The sequence below is a fragment of the Streptomyces kronopolitis genome (assembly GCF_014646275.1).
In the GTDB taxonomy this organism is placed as follows: Bacteria; Actinomycetota; Actinomycetes; order Streptomycetales; family Streptomycetaceae; genus Streptomyces; species Streptomyces kronopolitis.
The window spans coordinates 15,998-32,815 of sequence record NZ_BMND01000045.1 but is presented as its reverse complement, the minus strand read 5'-3'; the positions used below and the strand labels follow the sequence as shown (position 1 = coordinate 32,815).

Annotated in this window: 13 protein-coding genes and 2 tRNA genes; 11 read left to right on the top strand and 4 right to left on the bottom strand. The window is 70.9% G+C overall.

Annotated elements, in window-relative coordinates; translation table 11 throughout:
• Window positions 1-59: 59 nt before the first annotated feature.
• A complete protein-coding gene (locus tag IEY78_RS30325) occupies window positions 60-965 on the bottom strand; it encodes a maleate cis-trans isomerase family protein (protein ID WP_189103731.1) in 906 nt (301 codons plus the stop codon).
• Window positions 966-1,174: 209 nt separating this feature from the next.
• On the opposite strand from IEY78_RS30325, the gene IEY78_RS30320 reads away from it, so the two are divergent.
• Window positions 1,175-2,140 (top strand): D-2-hydroxyacid dehydrogenase, encoded by a 966-nt coding sequence (locus tag IEY78_RS30320; RefSeq protein ID WP_189103730.1) that lies wholly within the window; start codon window positions 1,175-1,177, stop codon window positions 2,138-2,140.
• A 91-nt stretch (window positions 2,141-2,231) separates the two neighbouring features.
• Window positions 2,232-3,656 carry an amidase gene (locus IEY78_RS30315; protein WP_189103728.1) on the top strand — a complete coding sequence of 475 codons (1,425 nt, stop codon included), beginning with the start codon at window positions 2,232-2,234 and terminating at the stop codon, window positions 3,654-3,656.
• Here the strand turns inward: IEY78_RS30315 and IEY78_RS30310 are convergent.
• Window positions 3,637-4,137: a DUF3830 family protein gene (locus IEY78_RS30310; protein ID WP_189103726.1), complete on the bottom strand. Its 501-nt coding sequence runs from the start codon at window positions 4,135-4,137 to the stop codon at window positions 3,637-3,639. The two genes, IEY78_RS30315 and IEY78_RS30310, sit on opposite strands and share 20 nt — an antisense overlap.
• A gap of 134 nt (window positions 4,138-4,271) precedes the next feature.
• On the opposite strand from IEY78_RS30310, the gene ehuB reads away from it, so the two are divergent.
• From ehuB to IEY78_RS30280, 6 genes are all read left to right on the top strand, one after another.
• Window positions 4,272-5,183, top strand: a complete 912-nt coding sequence (gene ehuB, locus IEY78_RS30305; RefSeq protein ID WP_229700266.1) for an ectoine/hydroxyectoine ABC transporter substrate-binding protein EhuB — start codon at window positions 4,272-4,274, stop codon at window positions 5,181-5,183.
• A complete protein-coding gene (ehuC, locus tag IEY78_RS30300; protein ID WP_189103722.1) occupies window positions 5,180-5,911 on the top strand; it encodes an ectoine/hydroxyectoine ABC transporter permease subunit EhuC in 732 nt (243 codons plus the stop codon). Before ehuB ends, ehuC begins: the two co-directional genes overlap by 4 nt.
• 32 nt (window positions 5,912-5,943) lie before the next feature.
• Window positions 5,944-6,561, top strand: a complete 618-nt coding sequence (gene ehuD / locus IEY78_RS30295; protein WP_229700268.1) for an ectoine/hydroxyectoine ABC transporter permease subunit EhuD — start codon at window positions 5,944-5,946, stop codon at window positions 6,559-6,561.
• Between the two features lie 67 nt (window positions 6,562-6,628).
• Entirely contained in the window at window positions 6,629-7,384 is a 756-nt protein-coding gene (gene ehuA / locus IEY78_RS30290; RefSeq protein WP_189103753.1) for an ectoine/hydroxyectoine ABC transporter ATP-binding protein EhuA, read from the top strand.
• Window positions 7,385-7,828: 444 nt separating this feature from the next.
• Window positions 7,829-8,587, top strand: coding sequence for an IclR family transcriptional regulator (locus tag IEY78_RS30285; RefSeq protein ID WP_189103718.1), 759 nt, complete (start codon window positions 7,829-7,831; stop codon window positions 8,585-8,587).
• 105 nt (window positions 8,588-8,692) lie between these two features.
• Window positions 8,693-8,766 (top strand) — tRNA-Lys (locus tag IEY78_RS30280).
• Window positions 8,767-8,918: 152 nt separating this feature from the next.
• On the opposite strand, the gene IEY78_RS30275 is transcribed toward IEY78_RS30280, so the two are convergent.
• Together IEY78_RS30275 and IEY78_RS30270 are read right to left on the bottom strand one after the other, a co-directional pair.
• Complete coding sequence (locus IEY78_RS30275; RefSeq protein WP_229700265.1) at window positions 8,919-10,121, bottom strand: hypothetical protein; 1,203 nt, start codon at window positions 10,119-10,121, stop codon at window positions 8,919-8,921.
• Between the two features lie 59 nt (window positions 10,122-10,180).
• On the bottom strand, window positions 10,181-10,597 hold the full coding sequence (locus IEY78_RS30270; RefSeq protein ID WP_229700264.1) for an SsgA family sporulation/cell division regulator: 417 nt from the start codon (window positions 10,595-10,597) through the stop codon (window positions 10,181-10,183).
• 553 nt (window positions 10,598-11,150) lie between these two features.
• Here IEY78_RS30270 and IEY78_RS30265 point away from each other — a divergent pair.
• The 3 genes from IEY78_RS30265 to glxA all read left to right on the top strand — a co-directional run bounded on the left by IEY78_RS30265 (window position 11,151) and on the right by glxA (window position 16,735).
• A tRNA-Lys gene (locus IEY78_RS30265) sits at window positions 11,151-11,224 on the top strand.
• Between the two features lie 1,300 nt (window positions 11,225-12,524).
• Complete coding sequence (locus IEY78_RS30260; protein ID WP_229700263.1) at window positions 12,525-14,786, top strand: glycosyltransferase family 2 protein; 2,262 nt, start codon at window positions 12,525-12,527, stop codon at window positions 14,784-14,786.
• Entirely contained in the window at window positions 14,783-16,735 is a 1,953-nt protein-coding gene (gene glxA, locus IEY78_RS30255; RefSeq protein ID WP_189103714.1) for a radical copper oxidase GlxA, read from the top strand. Before IEY78_RS30260 ends, glxA begins: the two co-directional genes overlap by 4 nt.
• Window positions 16,736-16,818 lie beyond the last annotated feature (83 nt).

Genomic DNA, 16,818 nt, shown 5'->3' with positions numbered 1-16,818 from the left:
GCGGGCGGGGCCGCGCCGGCAGCTTCCGGGGGCCGGTCCGGACGGATCCGGACCCGGCCTCAGACCGGGGGCAGGCCTCCGGTGTCCTCGGGCGGGTAGGGCGGCGGATCGAGGCCGTCGGCCACCTCCGCCTCCGGCGGCACCGGAGACCCGGCGAAGGCGGCCTCGGGGGTCACCCGCGGTCCTGCGTCCACCGGATCCGATCCGGTCATCGCGGCCGGACCGCGCCGCGCCACCGGATCGAGCAGGGCCTGGTAGGGGCCCACCGCCTCGACGCCGATGGCGCGCAGCGCGGCCCACATCGTGACCTGGTTCGCCGACAGCACCGGCATCCGCAGCTCGGCCTCCAGCTGCGGGATGACGTCGTAGGTCGGCAGGTTGGTGCAGCTGATGAACAGGGCGTCGGTGTCACCGACCACGGCCGCGCGGGCCATGTCGACGACGTCCCGGTAGGGCACCTTCCAGATGTGCCGGGTCAGCCCGAGATACGCGCGGCCGGTGACCGTGATGCCGGCCTCGCCGAGATAGTCCTCCAGTGAGTCGGTGACCGATTTCGTGTACGGCGTGACGACGGCGACGCGCCGGGCGCCGATCTCGCGCACCGCTTCGATCAGCGCGCCCGAGGTCGTGAGAGCGGGAACCTCCCCCGCCTGGACCATGGCGGCGCACATGGCCCGCTCGCCCGCGACACCGCCGACGAAGCTTCCGGAGGTGCAGGCATAGGAGATGACCTGCGGAGACACCGCGCACAGCGCCTGGACGGCGGCGTCCAGGGTTTCGTGTTCGCTGACCAGCCGGGCCAGGTCGAGGCTGACCTCGACCGGCACGAAGGGGGTGCGGGTGAGATGGAGAGACACGTCGTCGGGTACCCATCGCCACAGCTCCCGGTCGAGAGCGAAGTCGAAGGGAGCGACGACACCCACGCCGAGCTGCGGCTGTGGGCCACCCAGAAAAGAGACGTCCATGAAGGGCCCCTAGAACAAAGCGAAGGGCTGGGATGGCCAGGCCAGTGGCCGAGGAGGATGTGCAGCCGGATCAAGCCGGGACGTCGGGACAGAGCCGTTGTTGACACGGTAGATACGACTTCTTAGCGTGGTCAATCCTCGCATCTCAGGCATCTGTCGGCGCCCCCTTTCCATGAAAGCGGGCTCACGTTTCAGAACGGTTTCTGGCTATGTCCGAAAGCACCGTCCTCGTCCTCGGATCCGACCCGCCGCCGAAGCTCGATAGGCTCTCCGGCCGGGCGCGGGTGATCTTCACCGACGAGGAGTCGCTCGCCGGCCGACTCCCCTCCGCCGACATCCTGTTGGCCTGGGACTTCACCTCCGACGCGATCCGCAGAGCCTGGCCGGAACGGGGCCCCAGGCCGGGGTGGGTGCACACCGCCAGCGCGGGAGTGGATCAGCTGCTGTGCCCGGCGCTGGTCGCGGACGACACCCTGGTGACCAACGCCCGCGGCGTCTTCGAGCAGCCGATCGCCGAGTACGTCGCCGGGCTGGTGATCGCCATGGCGAAGGACTTCCACGGCACGTGGGAGCTGCAGCGGCAGCGGCGCTGGCAGCACCGCGAGACGCTGCGGGTGGCCGGGAGCCGGGCCGTCGTCGTGGGCTCCGGGCCGATCGGCCGGGCCATCGGCAGCACCCTGCTGGCACTGGGTGTCAAGGTCGATCTGGTCGGCCGCCGGGAGCGCCGGGACGATCCGCGCTTCGGCCTGGTGCACCCCGGCGAGGCGCTCAACGGGCTGCTGGCCGAGGCGGATTGGGTGATCTGCGCGGCGCCGCTGACCGACGCCACCCGCGGCCTGTTCGACAAGGCGGCCTTCGACCGGATGCCGCGGCGGGCCCGCTTCCTCAACGTCGGGCGCGGGCCGATGGTCGTCGAGCCGGACCTGGTCGCGGCGCTGCGCGACCGGCGGATCGCGGCGGCCGCGCTGGACGTCTTCGAGCAGGAGCCGCTCACCGCGGACAGCCCGCTGTGGGACGCGCCGCACCTGGTCGTCTCGCCCCACATGAGCGGCGACACCCTGGGCTGGCGGGACGCCCTCGCCGAGCAGTTCCAGGACAACTTCGACCGGTGGTCGGCGGGCGAGCCGCTGGACAACCTCGTCGACAAACGGCTCGGGTACGTACCGGTGCAGTGACGGGGCCGGCTGCCGGGCCGCGGCGCGGCAGCCCCGCTCCCCCACGGCCGCCCCGCCCGGGGGCGGCCGACGCGCGACGCTCGGAGGACGCATGACCGACGGACCGACCCACCTCGCCGACCTCACCGCCGTCCGACTCACCGCCGGGTACGCGGCCGGCGAGTTCTCCCCCGTCGAGGCGGTCCGGGCGGTGCTGGAGCGCGCCGAGGCCGCCGGGGCCGCGACGAACTGCTTCACCCGGATCGACCCGGACGAGGCGCTGTCCGGCGCGAAGGAGGCGGAGGAGCGCTGGCGGGCCGGCACCCCCGCCGGTCCGGTGGACGGGGTCCCGGTCACCGTCAAGGACCTGATCCTGACCCGGGGCGCCCCGACGCTGCGCGGCTCGCGCACGGTGCGGGCCGAGGGTCCGTGGGACGAGGACGCCCCGTCGGTCGCCCGGCTGCGTGAGTCCGGCGCGGTGTTCGTCGGCAAGACCACCACCCCGGAGTTCGGCTGGAAGGGCGTCACCGACAGCCCGCGGCACGGGGTGACGGGCAACCCCTACGACCCGGGGCGCACCGCGGGCGGCTCCAGCGGCGGCAGCGCGGCGGCGGTGGCGCTGGGCGCGGGCCCGCTGAGCCTGGGCACGGACGGCGGCGGCTCGGTGCGCATCCCCGCGTCGTTCTGCGGGATCTTCGCGCTCAAGGCGACCTACGGGCGGGTGCCGCTGTATCCGGCGAGCCCGTTCGGGACGCTGGCACACGTCGGGCCGATGACCCGGGACGCGGCGGACGCGGCGCTGATGATGGACGTGATCTGCGGGCCGGACTGGCGCGACTGGTCCCAGCTCGGTCCGGCGGCCGGCTCGTTCCGGGCGGAGCTGGCCGGTCCAGTCTCCGGGCTGCGGGTGGCCTACAGCCCGTCGCTCGGCTGGGACGTCCCGGTGGCTCCCGAGGTCGCCGCGGCGGTGCGCGGCGCGGTCGACACCCTCGCCGGGCTCGGGGCGTCGGTCGAGGAGATCGACCCGGGCATCGCGGACCCCGTGGAGGCCTTCCACACGCTGTGGTTCAGCGGCGCGGCCCGGGTGGTGGAGCATCTCGGCGAGGCGGACCGGGCGCTGCTCGACCCGGGGCTGCAGGAGATCTGCGCGCAGGGCGCCGGGTACAGCGCACTGGACTACCTGGCCGCGGTCGACACGCGGATGGCGCTCGGTCAGGCGATGGGCCGCTTCCACAGCGCCTACGACCTGCTGGTGACCCCGACGGAGCCGATCACCGCCTTCGAGGCGGGCGCCGAGGTGCCGGCCGGGTCGGGCCACACCCGCTGGACCGGCTGGACGCCGTTCACCTATCCCTTCAACCTCACCCAGCAGCCGGCCGCGACGCTGCCGTGCGGGGTGGACGGCGACGGGATGCCGATCGGCGTCCAGCTGGTCGGGGCGCGGCACGCGGACGCGCTGGTGCTGCGCGCCGCGCATGCCCTCTACGAGGCGGGGACCGCGCGGATCCCCGCCCCGCCTACGCCCGCCGGAAGGTGAGGGACTCCCCCAGCGCCCCGGCCCGCCACAGGTCCTGGCAGGCGTCGGCCATCCGGTCCAGGCCGTCGACGACGCTGCCCCACACGATGCCCGGCACCCAGCCCGCGTCACCGTTGATCAGCAGGTTGTTGCGCTCGTAGAACAGCGCGAGGTCGACGACGGTGGCGCGGCCCTGGTGCGCGGCCCGGCTCTCGTAACCGTAGGACTTCGTCCCCAGTTGTGTGTCGGAGAAGGTGAAGTAGCACAGATCGCCGGGGATCGGGGTGATCGTCGGATTCTCCAGCGGCGGCTCCTCGGGAGCGAACGGCGCGAGCAGGGTGTAGATCTCGTTGCGGGCGTATTTGGCGTGATAGACGTCGCCGCCGAGCGGGAGTGCGTCCCACACGGCATTGCAGGTGATCGGCGCGCGGTCGTCGAGCAACTTGGCCGTGCAGCTCACGCCGCGCTTGTCCAGGGAGACTTCGATGAAGCGATCGGTCATGCCCCGATCGTAGGTGGGCAATACCGGCGTACGGAACAACTCCGGGCCGCTTGTATCAAGGGCCGGAAACGATCGGCATATATGCCGGGCGTCCGGGTAGTCGCGCGCCCATGGCTCCACCACAGGAGAACAGAATGATCAATAGAAAATTGGCCGGTGGCATCCGGCGGCGGACGCTGCTCGCGGGGGTGGCGGCGCTCGGCGCGGCGGGTGCGACGGCAGCGGGCACGGGCTGCTCGCGGGTCGATGTCTCCGGGGCGACCGGCGGCGGACACCAACTCGAGGATCTGCGGAAAAAGGGCACCGTCCGCATGGGAATCGCCAGCGAACCGCCCTATGCGTCCATCAATAACAAGGGCGAATTGACCGGCGAGGCCCCCGCGGTCGCCAAGACCATCTTCCGGCGGCTGGGCGTCAAGAACTTCGAGCCGGTACCGGTCGAATTCGGCGCATTGGTGCCGGGACTCCATTCCTTCCAGTACGACGTGATCGTCGCGGGCATGTTCATCAACAAGGCCCGCTGTGCGGCCGTCCTCTTCTCCGACCCGGATTACGAGAGCAAGGACGCCTTCCTCGTACGCAAGGGCAACCCGAAAAATATCCACTCCTATGCGGACATCGCCAAGGGGAATTACCGGATGGGTTCCGGTATCGGCTACGCCGAGATCGACTACGCGGTCGGCAACGGCGTCAGGAAGAGCGCGATCCAGACCTACGGCGACCAGATCGCCGGCATGGAGGCCCTGGAGGCCGGCCGCATCGACGTCTTCGCCGGCACCGCGCTGACCATGATCGAGGCGCTGAAGACCGGCGCCCACCCCAAGGTGGAGATGACCGCGCCGTTCACGCCGGAGGTCGACGGCAAGCCCCAGCGCGACGGCGGCGGCTACGGCTTCCGCATCGGCGAGACCAAGCTGCGCGACGCCTTCAACCGCGAACTGCACAAGATGAAGAAGAGCGGTGAACTCCTGCGCATCGCCCGGCCGTACGGCTTCACCAAGGAGTTCCAGACCGACCTCACGGCGAAGGAGCTCTGCAAGAAATGACCGGTGCTCTGTGGGGACTCTTCTTCGAGGGGCTGTGGATCACCATCCAGCTGATGGTCTACAGCGCCGCCCTGGCCGCGGCCGTGGCCTTCGGCATCGGCCTGTCCCGTACCTCGCGCTTCTGGATCGTCCGCTTCCTGTCCGGCGTCTACGTGGAGTTCTTCCGCGGCACCTCAGCACTGGTGCTGATGTTCTGGCTGTTCTTCGCGCTGCCGCTGCTGGGCTGGCAGCTGGTCGGCATCTGGGCCGGCACCCTGGCGCTGGGCCTGTCGTACGGCGCCTACGGCTCCGAGATCGTCCGCGGCGCCGTCCAGGCGGTGGCCCCCGCCCAGCGTGAGGCGGCCGTGGCGCTGAGCTTCACGCCCTGGCAGCGGCTGACGAAGGTGATCCTGCCGCAGGCCGTCCCCGAGATGATGCCGCCGTTCAACAACCTGCTGATCGAGCTGCTCAAGGGCACCGCGCTGGCCTCGCTGCTGTCCATCGGCGAACTCACCTTCCAGGCCAAGCTGGCCCGGCTGTCGACCGGCCAGAGCGCCCAGATCTACGGCATCATCCTCGTCCTCTACTTCCTGGTCGCGTTCGTCCTGACCCGGATCATGCGGGTCCTGGAGCGCCGCGCCAAGGCCTCGATCGGCCGGGCGGTGCCCCGGGGCGAGGGCTGGTTCTCCCGCAAGCTGCCCGTCGAACAGCAGGGCCCCGAGGCGCTGGCCACCGGAGGAAAGCCGTGAACAACTGGTCGTGGAGCTATGTCGGCGAGATCATGCCCGACATCCTCAGAGGGCTGTGGATCACCGTCCAGGCGACGTTCTACGGCTCGCTGGTCTCGTTCGCGCTGGGCCTGGTCTGGGCGCTGGCGCTGCGCGCGCCGAGCCGGTGGGTGACCTGGCCGGTGAGCATCTTCGTCGAGTTCGTCCGCAACACCCCGCTGCTGGTGCAGCTGTTCTTCCTGTTCTTCGTCCTGCCCGGCTGGGGGCTGACCTTCGCGCCGCTGACCACCGGTGTCATCGGCCTGGGCCTGCACTACTCGACGTACACCTCCGAGGTCTACCGCGCCGGCATCGACGGCGTCCCGCCCGGCCAGTGGGAGGCCGCGACGGCGCTGAGCCTGCCGCGCCGGCGCATCTGGATCGCGGTGATCCTGCCGCAGGCGTTCCGCCGGGTGGTGCCCGCGCTGGGCAACTACGTCATCGCGATGTTCAAGGACACGCCGCTGCTGGCCGGCATCACCGTCGCCGACATGCTCTTCCAGGCGAACAGCATCAGCGCGACCACCTTCGACTACCTGGAGCCGATCACCGTCGTCGGCGTCCTGTTCGTGGTCATCTCCTACCCCACCTCCCTCCTCCTGCGAGCCCTGGAGCGTCGCCTTGTCCGCTGACAGCAATCCCCCGAAGGACCGCACCGACGAGCCGTCCGCCCCCGCCAAGTCCGCGGCGGGCACCGAGCTGATCCGCTTCGACAAGGTCACCAAGCGGTTCGGCGGCCACACCGTCCTGGACTCCCTGGACTTCACCGTTTCGTCCGGCAAGCACGTCACCCTCATCGGCCCCTCCGGCTCCGGCAAGACCACGATCCTGCGGCTGCTGATGACGCTGCTGACGCCGGACGAGGGCACCATCAGGGTCGGCGGCGAGTACCTGACGCACGAGGAGAAGGGCGGCAAGCTCGTCCCGGCCGGGGAGAAGCACACCCGCGAGATCCGCAAGAAGATCGGCATGGTCTTCCAGCAGTTCAACCTGTTCCCCAACATGAAGGTGCTGCGGAACATCACCGAGGCGCCGGTGCACGTCCTGGGCATGAGCAAGGACGCCGCCGAGGAGCGGGCCCGCGACCTCCTCGAACTGGTGGGCCTGACCGAGCACCTCGACAAGTACCCCACCCAGCTCTCCGGCGGCCAGCAGCAGCGGGTCGCCATCGCCCGGGCCCTGGCGATGCGCCCGCAGGTGCTGCTGCTGGACGAGGTGACCTCGGCGCTCGACCCGGAGCTGGTGGCCGGGGTGCTGGACGTGCTGCGGGACATCGCCCACACCACGGACATCACGATGCTGTGCGTCACCCACGAGATGAACTTCGCCCGGGACATCTCCGACGACGTCCTGATGTTCGACGCCGGACGGGTCATCGAGTCCGGCGCCCCGGAGAAGATCTTCAGCGAGCCGGAGCAGGAGCGCACCCGGGAGTTCCTGAGCGCCGTGCTGTGAACGGCGGGCCTTAGGAGGCGGGTTCGGGTGGGATGTCCGTTCCGGGGCACCCCACCCGGTGCCGGCTCCCCCGGGAGGCGGCCGGAAAGGCCGTACGGGCCACCGGCCGAGAAGGCACCCTTGCGCGCCAACTCCCGGGGTGCGCCGGGGCGATGGCCTGTTCCGCACGCTCCGCCGGCCGCGGCCGCTCCCGGCGCGACGTGGCCGGATACCTTCGGGCCCGGCGTCTCCCGGATCGCTGGCCTCGTGACCTTGGCATATGCCAAGGGCGCTCGCCCCCCTACCGAAATCCCGGGCGCGCTTCTTTTCGGTCAAGACCCCCTCCGCCGACGGCCGTTGGCCGCTATCGTGAGGGCAGCCCCCGTTGTCGGGAGCGGCCGGGCGTCCCTCGGCCGCGACCAGCGGCGGAGGACGCAAGCGGTACCAACCTGCTAGGGGGAGACCGTGGCGCTGAAGCCCGAGCCGACCGCGCCGTTCCACTCGGTGCAGTACGCCCTGCGCGTACTCGAAACGATCTCCCGGCACGCCGGTGGTGTGACCGATGCGCAGATCGCCCGCGAGACCGGCCTGTCCCCCGGCCAGCTCGCCCACATGCTGTCGATGCTGCGGCGCGAGGGCTATGTCGAGCAGCTCACCGACGGCGCGTATGCCGTCGGCGAGTCCCTGCTGCTCCTGGGCTCGGGCAGCGAGCGCAACCAGGCGCTGCGCGACAAGCTGCAGCTCACCCTCGACCAGCTGCGCGACTCGGTCGGCGCGGCGGTCTACATCAGCCGGTACATCGACGGCGAGGTGAAGATCCTCCACTACGCCGACGGACCACTGGCTCCCAAGGTCAACGAGTGGGCCGAATTCCACCGCACGGCGCACGCCAGCGCGGTCGGCAAGTGCCTGCTCGCCCAGCTCGACCACGACGGGCGCAAGGACCACCTCTCCCGCCACAAGACCGCCCGGCTCACCTCCCGGACGATCACCAACGAGAAGGTGCTGTTCCACAAGCTCGACAGCCAGCCGCCCACGGTCCCCGTGCTCGACCTCCAGGAGTACGCCGTCGGCACGGTCTGCGCCGCCGTGCCGATCACCGCCGGTTCGACGGTCGGCTGCCTGGCCCTGTCCATGCCGCTGGAGCACGCCCACCGGCTGCGCCAGGCCGCGGACGCGCTCAACCGCAGGGCCGCGCCGGTGCTGCTGTCGCTGGCGATCTAGGTCCTCCGGCCCGGACGGCCGAGAGGCGGGCCCGGCCGCTCCTCGCCCCCGTGGGATTGGTCAGGAGCACCCCTCTCGACCAGGTAGTATTTCTTTCGTCAGCGCGCGCCGCTAGCTCAGTTGGTTAGAGCAGCTGACTCTTAATCAGCGGGTCCGGGGTTCGAGTCCCTGGCGGCGCACGTATCGAGTGGGCGTTTCCGGTTCTCCGGGAACGCCCATTCTGCTGTGTGGTGGCGCGGACGGTGTGCCCGGTGGGGCGCCGGGAGCCGCCGCGGCCTGGTCACCCGGCCGCCACCCGGCGCCACCCGCCTGGCGGGGCCGGGCGGCGGGGTCAGGCGGCGACCGTGAGCGGGGTCGAGTCGGGGCGGGCGGCCGCCTGGACCAGGGCCGTGTAGGTGCGGCGGAGGGCGATCAGGGATTCCTGGGCCTCGCGGTAGACGGCGGCGTCCGGCCCACCGCGGTGGGCGAGGGTCCGTACGGGTGCGCAGTGCCGGTCCATCGCGCTGAGCCAGGCACGGTGCTGGGCGGGGAGGTGGCGCCGCAGGAGCTGGCGCCGGCCGTCGCCCATCCGGCGGCCGCCGATGCCCAGCACCGCGTCGGCCGCCTGGAGGACCGGCGGCTCCAGGGCGCCCTGCTCGGCGAGCGCACCGAGCACGGCGCGCTGCTGCGGGGTGGCCGGGGCCGCCGCAAGGTCCGCCGCCTCGGCGAGGAGCTGGGCGCGCAGGGCGTGCTGGACACGTACCAGCCGACGCAGCGCCGTCGGGGTGGAGGAGTCGTCGGGCGAGCGGCCCGCGAGGGTCTCGGCGAGGCGGAAGAGCCAGATCCCGTGGGCCTCCAGCCGGGTCGCGGCGAGCATCAGCCGGTCCAGCCGGCTGAGCGGCTGCCCCTCGGGGGCCCAGCGGACGATCGGCACCAGTGCTTCGGTGCGGGCCAGTTGGTCGATGGGGATGTGGCGGCGCGGTTTGCGTTCGGGGGCCCAGTTGTGGAGCGCGAGGGTGGGCAGCGCGACGAACTGGTCGTGGTCGATGCGGTGCGCGATGGCCGCCCACAGGTCGAGGAAGGCCTCGTCGGCGACCTCCCGTGCGGCGGGCGCCTGCGGGTCGAGTCCGCACCAGCCGCAGGACACCGCGATCACCGCGATCCGCATCGCGGCGGCCTCCGCGTTCCGCAGCGAGAGCCGGGAGACGCGCTGCCGCAGAGCGGCCAACTCTCCCGCCCGGCGGGCCCGTTCCACCAGGGCGACGGCCGCTTCCCGGTCGGGTGCGGTCGCGGCCGCCCGGGCCGTGGCGTCCAGCCGGGTCCAGGTGCCGATCATGGAGCGGACCGGGGGCCGCTCGGGCAGGAAGCCGTGGGCGCGGGGGTCGTGCGCGGGGGCCGCGGCGGGGTCGCCGGCGGTCTCCTCGCCGCCGCCGCCGCCCGCCGCGCCGGTGGCGCAGCCCTGGTACCGGCCCGGTGGCGCGGCCTGCCGCGCGGCGGGTATGGCGCAGTCGGCGGACTCGGCCGCTCCCGCCTGCGGAGTCGCGGTCCCGTTCACAGTCACCCCCATGGACCCGGCCCCGGTCGGGGGCCCGGTCGTGATCGTCGTGTCCCCCATCAGCACTTCCCCGCGAACAGCCGGGCCAGGTGGGTGTCCAGGTCGAGGTAGCGGCCCTCGTGGCCGGGCGGGACGATCGCCGCGGTCTGCTCCAGCCAGGCGGTCAGCTCACCCGCCCGCACCGACAGCTCGCAGATGCTGTCGTCGGTGGACAGCTCGATGTGCACCCGGCGCGGTTCGCCCGGCCGGCGGAACGTCCACACCCGTACGTCCCCCTCGCCCGCCTCGTCGTGCAGCCCCGCCAGCAGCAGCTCACGGGCGAACAGCCAGGTGGCGACCGTCCGGCCGCGGCTGATGAAGGCAACCTCGACCTCGTAGGGGCGGTCACTGCGATAGCTGAACCGGCCGGCCACCGGAACAGCTTCGTCCGGCCCGAGGAGGAGCTGCATCTCAAGGGTGCGCTTGGCTGTCGACACCACGACGATCAACCTTTCCGACGGAGGGGCGAGTCCCGGGGACCCGGTCCGGGGCGCGCGTCCTGGCAGACGTAGCTGTGGAGGGTGGGGTTGCAACAGGTGGCCGAGGAGTGACGGACGCCATGGCCGGCGCCCCTCCGCGGGTGTGCGGTTTTTCGTCCTGTCGGTCGCCACAGCCTCTCAACCATCGGGCGATATCGCATGTTGACGGAGCAACTGATGATCTACCGCCCATCTGCCCCCGCTCTCGATCCTCACAGAGCGATCCGGACGGACGAGCGGCCGAAGGTCCCGAGATCACGGGACTTTTGACCGCGGCGCGATGGACCACCGGCGAGGTACGGGCGGTGCGGCACGGACGGGGGTCGCGGCGGCGGGACGGGGCCTCGGGGGCGGCGGATCGAGCCTCTGCCGGGGTGGAGGAGGCGGCCGCCCGCGGGGCGGGGCGGAGGCCGTGGTGAGTGGCGGGGATCACAGGGCGCGGGCGCGTGAGCAGGGCGGTCGGGGGTACGGAGCACCCTCCGAGTTCGTGTAAAGTTCTCCAGGTCAGCGCGCGCCGCTAGCTCAGTTGGTTAGAGCAGCTGACTCTTAATCAGCGGGTCCGGGGTTCGAGTCCCTGGCGGCGCACGTACGACTGAGGCCCCTCGCTCTGCGGGGGGCCTCAGTCATGTGCTCGGCCGGACGGGCGACCCGTCGGCCACCACTCCCTTGCGCCCGATCGCTCACGGGCCCGGACGTCGAACGGCGTGGGTGATCATCGCGCCGTCCCGCCGGCCGCCGGTCGTCGGTGGCCGGTCGTCGGTGGCAGCGCCGACGGCCCGGACCTCTCCCTGGCACGTCGTGCCCCAGAGCCGGGCGGCATCCCCTTCGCACCGTTGGGAAGGCCGCGTGCGGAAATTTGCTCCGTCACAAACAGTAATTAGCTGATCGCGCACGGGTTCGGCGGTCGGGGTCGCGCTTTCCCTTTCGCGGGCTCCCGCCTCGGCCCGGCGCGCGGCTTTAGCGATCTTCCCCGCACCGGCCGGAGCCGAGGGCAGACCTTCCCGTGCCGGCGCGGTGACCGCGCGCTCGCGGCGGCCGCCGAAATCCCCGTGCCGGGTGTCCACGTATTGGACACCCGGGCTCTTCTCCCAATCCGCCCCCGCGACAACCTGCCGAGAGTGGAGGGATTCCCCTGCAATCAGCCCATACCTTCAGCCAAATAGCTCTACGCAAGGGTAACTTCACCCAAGGCGCCAAACAGGCCGAACCCGCCATGGATCCGCCCGTCGCCCGCTTTGCCGGTGAATTCCGCCGACGACCGCCGCCTGCCGCGTCCGGAGTGCCCCAACTCCCCTGACCAGGCGGTTCTTTCGCTGCACGGTGGCATCCGCGCGGTCCGCCGCGGCACCGAGGAAAACCCCCGACGGGACGCTATTCTCGACGGCTGACGGTAGGTCGGCGGCACGGACATTACGGGTACGGGGTATCTCTCCGCGGCCACCGGAGGCGTTCCGGACCAAGAGTGGGACGAGGCCCGGCCATTGCCCCGATTTCCCTCGACAGCAGGAGAATTAGCCGCAGCCCCGGACCAATTGCTGTGCCCTGCGTCACATCGCGCCCAGTATTGCGCATTCTGTGCGCATATTCTTGAGTGACTCTTGCCATCAGGACTTCAGTTAGGGAACCTGAGCAGGTCACCCGGCAGAAAAGCGGCCGGGTTCTGTGACGTTGGAACAGTGGGGTACGCCGGGTGGCGTGATGTGAACACGGGGAACTCTCCGCTTGGCAGGATCGCGGAGGTGTTGCACACGCAACCGGAAGTGGGTCGTCACCGTCTGACGGTGCAGGTTGCCGACATTCAGAGCGTCCGGACCGACCGCGACCGCGGTACCGGGCCATCAGCAGACGGGCGCGCAGCCGACGTTGCGCGCGGGGGGATGGATCCATGACATCGCCGCCTGAGGGCGCCGGGACACAGCAGCCGTACGACTCCTCCGCCACGACACGTCTGCGCATGCCACGCCACCGCCGTCAGCGGCAGACGACCCGCAAGCCGCTGCCGCGCTACGACTACGAGCACTACAGCAGGCTGGCCGGACCGCTCACCCAGCCCGACCCGGACAAGCCCTACACCGTCCGCTACCGCTCGCTGCTCTCCGGCGAACCGCACCGCATCCGGGCCGCGCTGCTGCTCGGCGCCGCGCCGCTGGTCTCGTTCGGGCTGCTCATCTGGCTGATGCAGCCGGAGCACTGGACCGAACGCGACTACCCCGCCTACGACTTCCTGCCCGTGCTGGACGTCGTCATGCTGGTGTCGATCGGGCTGATCGAGCTCTTCCGCTGCATGAACGTGCTGTCCAACGCGCACGCCACCCTCGTCGCCCGCGACCCCATCCCCGTCATACCCGAGAGCGGCACCCGCGTCGCCTTCCTCACGTCCTTCGTGCCCGGCAAGGAGCCGCTGGACATGGTGACGAAGACTCTGGAGGCGGCCGTCAAGATCCGCCACCGCGGGCTGCTGCACATCTGGCTGCTGGACGAGGGCGACGACCCCGAGGTCAAGGAGGTCTGCCGGCGGCTGGGCGTCCACCACTTCACCCGCAAGGGCGTCCCGGAGTGGAACCTCCCCAAGGGCCCGCACCGCGCCAAGACCAAGCACGGCAACTACAACGCCTGGCTCCAGGCCCACGGCGACGCCTACGACTACTTCGCCTCCGTCGACACCGACCACGTACCGCTGGCCAACTACCTGGAGCGGATGCTGGGCTTCTTCCGCGACCCGGACGTGGGGTTCGTCATCGGCCCCCAGGTGTACGGCAATTACGACACCTTCGTCACCAAGGCTGCCGAGTCGCAGCAGTTCCTCTTCCACGCGCTGGTCCAGCGGGCCGGCAACCGCTACGGCGCGCCGATGTTCGTCGGCACGTCCAACGCCGTCCGCATCAGCGCGCTCAAGCAGATCGGCGGGCTGTACGACTCGATCACCGAGGACATGGCGACCGGCTTTGAGATGCACCGGCACCGCAATCCGCAGACCGGGAAGAAGTGGCGCTCGGTCTACACCCCGGACGTGCTCGCGGTCGGCGAGGGGCCCACGGCCTGGACGGACTTCTTCACCCAGCAGCTGCGCTGGTCGCGCGGGACGTACGAGACGATCCTCAAGCAGTTCTGGAAGGCGCCGTTCACCCTGCCCGCGGGCCGGCTCTTCAACTACTCGATGATGGTCATCTTCTACCCGATGTCCGCCATGAACTGGATTCTGGCGGCGCTCAGCTGCGCGCTGTTCCTGGGGCTCGGCGCCTCGGGCGTGGAGATCGATCCGGCCGTGTGGATGATGCTGTACGGCAACGCCTCGGCGCTGCAGATCGGGCTGTACATCTGGAACCGGCGGCACAACGTCTCGCCGCACGAGCCGGAGGGCTCCGGCGGTGTCGCGGGAATGGTGATGTCCGCGCTGTCGGCGCCGATCTACGCCCGGTCGCTGTTCGACGCCGTGCTGCGCCGCAAGAGCAAGTTCGTGGTGACGCCGAAGGGCGACTCGTCCAGCCCGGACACCCTGTTCGGCACCTTCCGGGTGCACCTGTTCTTCCTGGCCGTCTTCGGCGGCTCGCTGGTGGCCTCGTTCATCCTGGGCCACAGCCATCCGGCGATGGTCACCTGGGCCGTGCTCGCCATGCTGATCACCGCCGCGCCGATCGCCGCCTGGCGGCATTCCCTGCGTACGGAGGCACGGAAGCAGGCCGCCGCCCCGGCCAAGGGGGCCGACGGGACCGCGGACGGCGCGAGCACCGGCGGCAGCGCGGGCAGCGGCCGCACGGGCCTCGCCGACACCGTTGTCGCGGGCACGGTCGCCCTCCCGGCCGGCGCCGGTGCCGGTGCCGGTGCCACCGCGGGTACCGGGGGCGTGCGGCGGGTGGCCGCGCATGCCAGGCGGCCCGCTGACCAGGGGACGGAGCGCGCTCGGGAACGGGGCGAGGACGGGGAGCGGTCGGCGGACGGGGAGCGGTCGGCCGACCGGTCCGGGGACGGTGACCGCAGCTCCGATGAGACCGGCGAGGCGGCCGGAGAGGCGGCCGCCGCCCGTGCCGACGAGCGGGCCGGCGAGCGGGCCGACGGACCGGGCACCGACCGGGCGGCCGACCGCGCCGCCGCCCCGTCCGTCAGCGAACAGACCATGCAGATCGCCCTTGGGGGACGTCACACATGAAGTACCGTCCGAGCCGTCGCGCCCGCCGATTGGCGATAGCGACGGCAGTGGTGGTGGCGCTGGCCGGGATGAACGGGCCGGCCCTCTACGGCTTCGCCTCGGCGCAGTACCACCAGTACAAGATCAACAAGCCGGAGTACAAGGCGGCGAACGGCAAGTGGGACGTCGTCAACGTCCCGCAGAAGTACCGCATCAACACCATCCACGCGGCCCTGCTGCACACCGGGAAGGTGCTGCTGGTCGCGGGCTCCGGCAACAACGCGGCGAACTTCAAGGCGAAATCGTTCCGCACGGTCCTGTGGGACCCGGAGAAGAACACCTTCAAGAACATCCCCACGCCCAAGGACCTCTTCTGCTCCGGGCACACCCAGCTCCCGGACGGCCGGCTCCTGGTGGCCGGCGGCACCCAGCGCTACGAGAAGCTCAACGGCGACGTGAAGAAGGCCGGCGGCCTCATGATCGTCTACAACGAGAACCCGGACGGCCCCAAGACGTTCCCGGCCGGCACGCTCTTCACGGGCAAGCAGAACGGCAAGACCTTCGCCTCCAAGGACCCGGTCGTGGTGCCGCGGGCGAAGAAGAAGACCGACCCGAGGACCGGCAAGGTCACCGTCGTGCACAGTGAGGCCCGGGTCTATGTCGAGGCGCTCAAGGACGGCCGCAGCCACTCCACCGGCTCCCAGGACAACTACCGCATCCACGGCCTGACCGGCGCGGACGCCCGCAACTTCTACGGCATCGCGCAGAAGTTGTCCTTCGACAAGAAGGACTTCCAGGGGATCAAGGACTCCTTCGAGTTCGACCCGGTGGCCGAGCGGTACATCCCGGTCAGCCCGATGAACGAGGCCCGCTGGTACCCCACGCTGACGTCCCTCCAGGACGGCAAGGTGCTCTCGGTCTCCGGCCTCGACGAGATCGGGCAGGTCGTCCCCGGCAAGCAGGAGGTCTACGACCCGAAGACGAAGAAGTGGCGCTATCTGCCCAAGCGGCGCTTCTTCCCGACCTACCCGGCGCTCTTCCTCACCGACAAGGGCCGGATCTTCTACACCGGCTCCAACGCCGGCTACGGCCCGGACAACGTCGGCCGCAAGCCCGGCATCTGGGACCTGAAGTCCAACAAGTTCCAGCTGGTGCCCGGGATGAGCGACCCGAACATCCTGGAGACGTCGATGTCGGTGCTGCTGCCGCCGGCCCAGCAGCAGCGGTACATGGTGCTGGGCGGGGGCGGCGTCGGCGAGGACCCGAGGTCCACCGACAAGACCCGGATCGTGGATCTGCACTCCCCCTCGCCGCGCTTCAAGGACGGGCCGCCGCTGTACGCGAAGGCCCGCTACCCGAGCAGCGTGATCATGCCGGACGACACGGTGCTGACCACCAACGGCTCCGGTGACTACCGCGGGCGCAGCGACTCCAACGTCCTCAAGGCGGAGCTGTACGACCCGGCGCGCAACTCGGCCCGGCAGGTGGCCGACCCGCTGGTGGGCCGCAACTACCACTCCGGCGCGCTGCTGCTGCCCGACGGCCGGGTGATGACCTTCGGCTCGGACTCCCTCTACGCCGACAAGGACAACACCAAGCCGGGCGTCTTCCAGCAGCAGATCGACCTCTACACCCCGCCCTACCTCTACCGCGGCTCCCGCCCCGAGCTGACGGACCGCGGCCCCACGACGGTCCCGCTCGGCGGCAGCGCGACCTTCGGCGCCCCGCACGCCTCCGCCATCAAGAAGATGCGGCTGATGCGCCCCGGGTCCTTCACCCATGTCACCAACGTCGAACAGCGCTCGATCGCGGTGGACTTCAAGGCGACCCCGGACGGGAACGGGGTACGGGTCACCCTGCCCAAGGACTCGTCCCTGGTGCCGCCCGGGTGGTACATGCTGAACGCGGTCGACGGCCACGGAACCCCGTCGAAGGCGGTGTGGGTGAAGGTGCCGGTGGCGCAGGGGTAGCCCGCGCATCTGCCCTGTGCGGTCCCGGGGCGCGGGGACGGGGGCTCGGGTGGGGGCGCCGGGCGGCAACCCGCCCCGTCCCC

Bases quoted from the DNA above. Each gene is read 5' to 3' on its own strand.
- ehuB (WP_229700266.1), top strand. From the start codon at position 4,272: ATGATCAATAGAAAATTGGCCGGTGGCATCCGGCGGCGGACGCTGCTC.
- ehuD (WP_229700268.1), top strand. From the start codon at position 5,944: ATGCCCGACATCCTCAGAGGGCTGTGGATCACCGTCCAGGCGACGTTC.
- IEY78_RS30315 (WP_189103728.1), top strand. From the start codon at position 2,232: ATGACCGACGGACCGACCCACCTCGCCGACCTCACCGCCGTCCGACTC.
- IEY78_RS30260 (WP_229700263.1), top strand. From the start codon at position 12,525: ATGACATCGCCGCCTGAGGGCGCCGGGACACAGCAGCCGTACGACTCC.
- IEY78_RS30320 (WP_189103730.1), top strand. From the start codon at position 1,175: ATGTCCGAAAGCACCGTCCTCGTCCTCGGATCCGACCCGCCGCCGAAG.
- ehuC (WP_189103722.1), top strand. From the start codon at position 5,180: ATGACCGGTGCTCTGTGGGGACTCTTCTTCGAGGGGCTGTGGATCACC.
- IEY78_RS30310 (WP_189103726.1), bottom strand. From the start codon at position 4,137: ATGACCGATCGCTTCATCGAAGTCTCCCTGGACAAGCGCGGCGTGAGC.
- IEY78_RS30325 (WP_189103731.1), bottom strand. From the start codon at position 965: ATGGACGTCTCTTTTCTGGGTGGCCCACAGCCGCAGCTCGGCGTGGGT.
- glxA (WP_189103714.1), top strand. From the start codon at position 14,783: ATGAAGTACCGTCCGAGCCGTCGCGCCCGCCGATTGGCGATAGCGACG.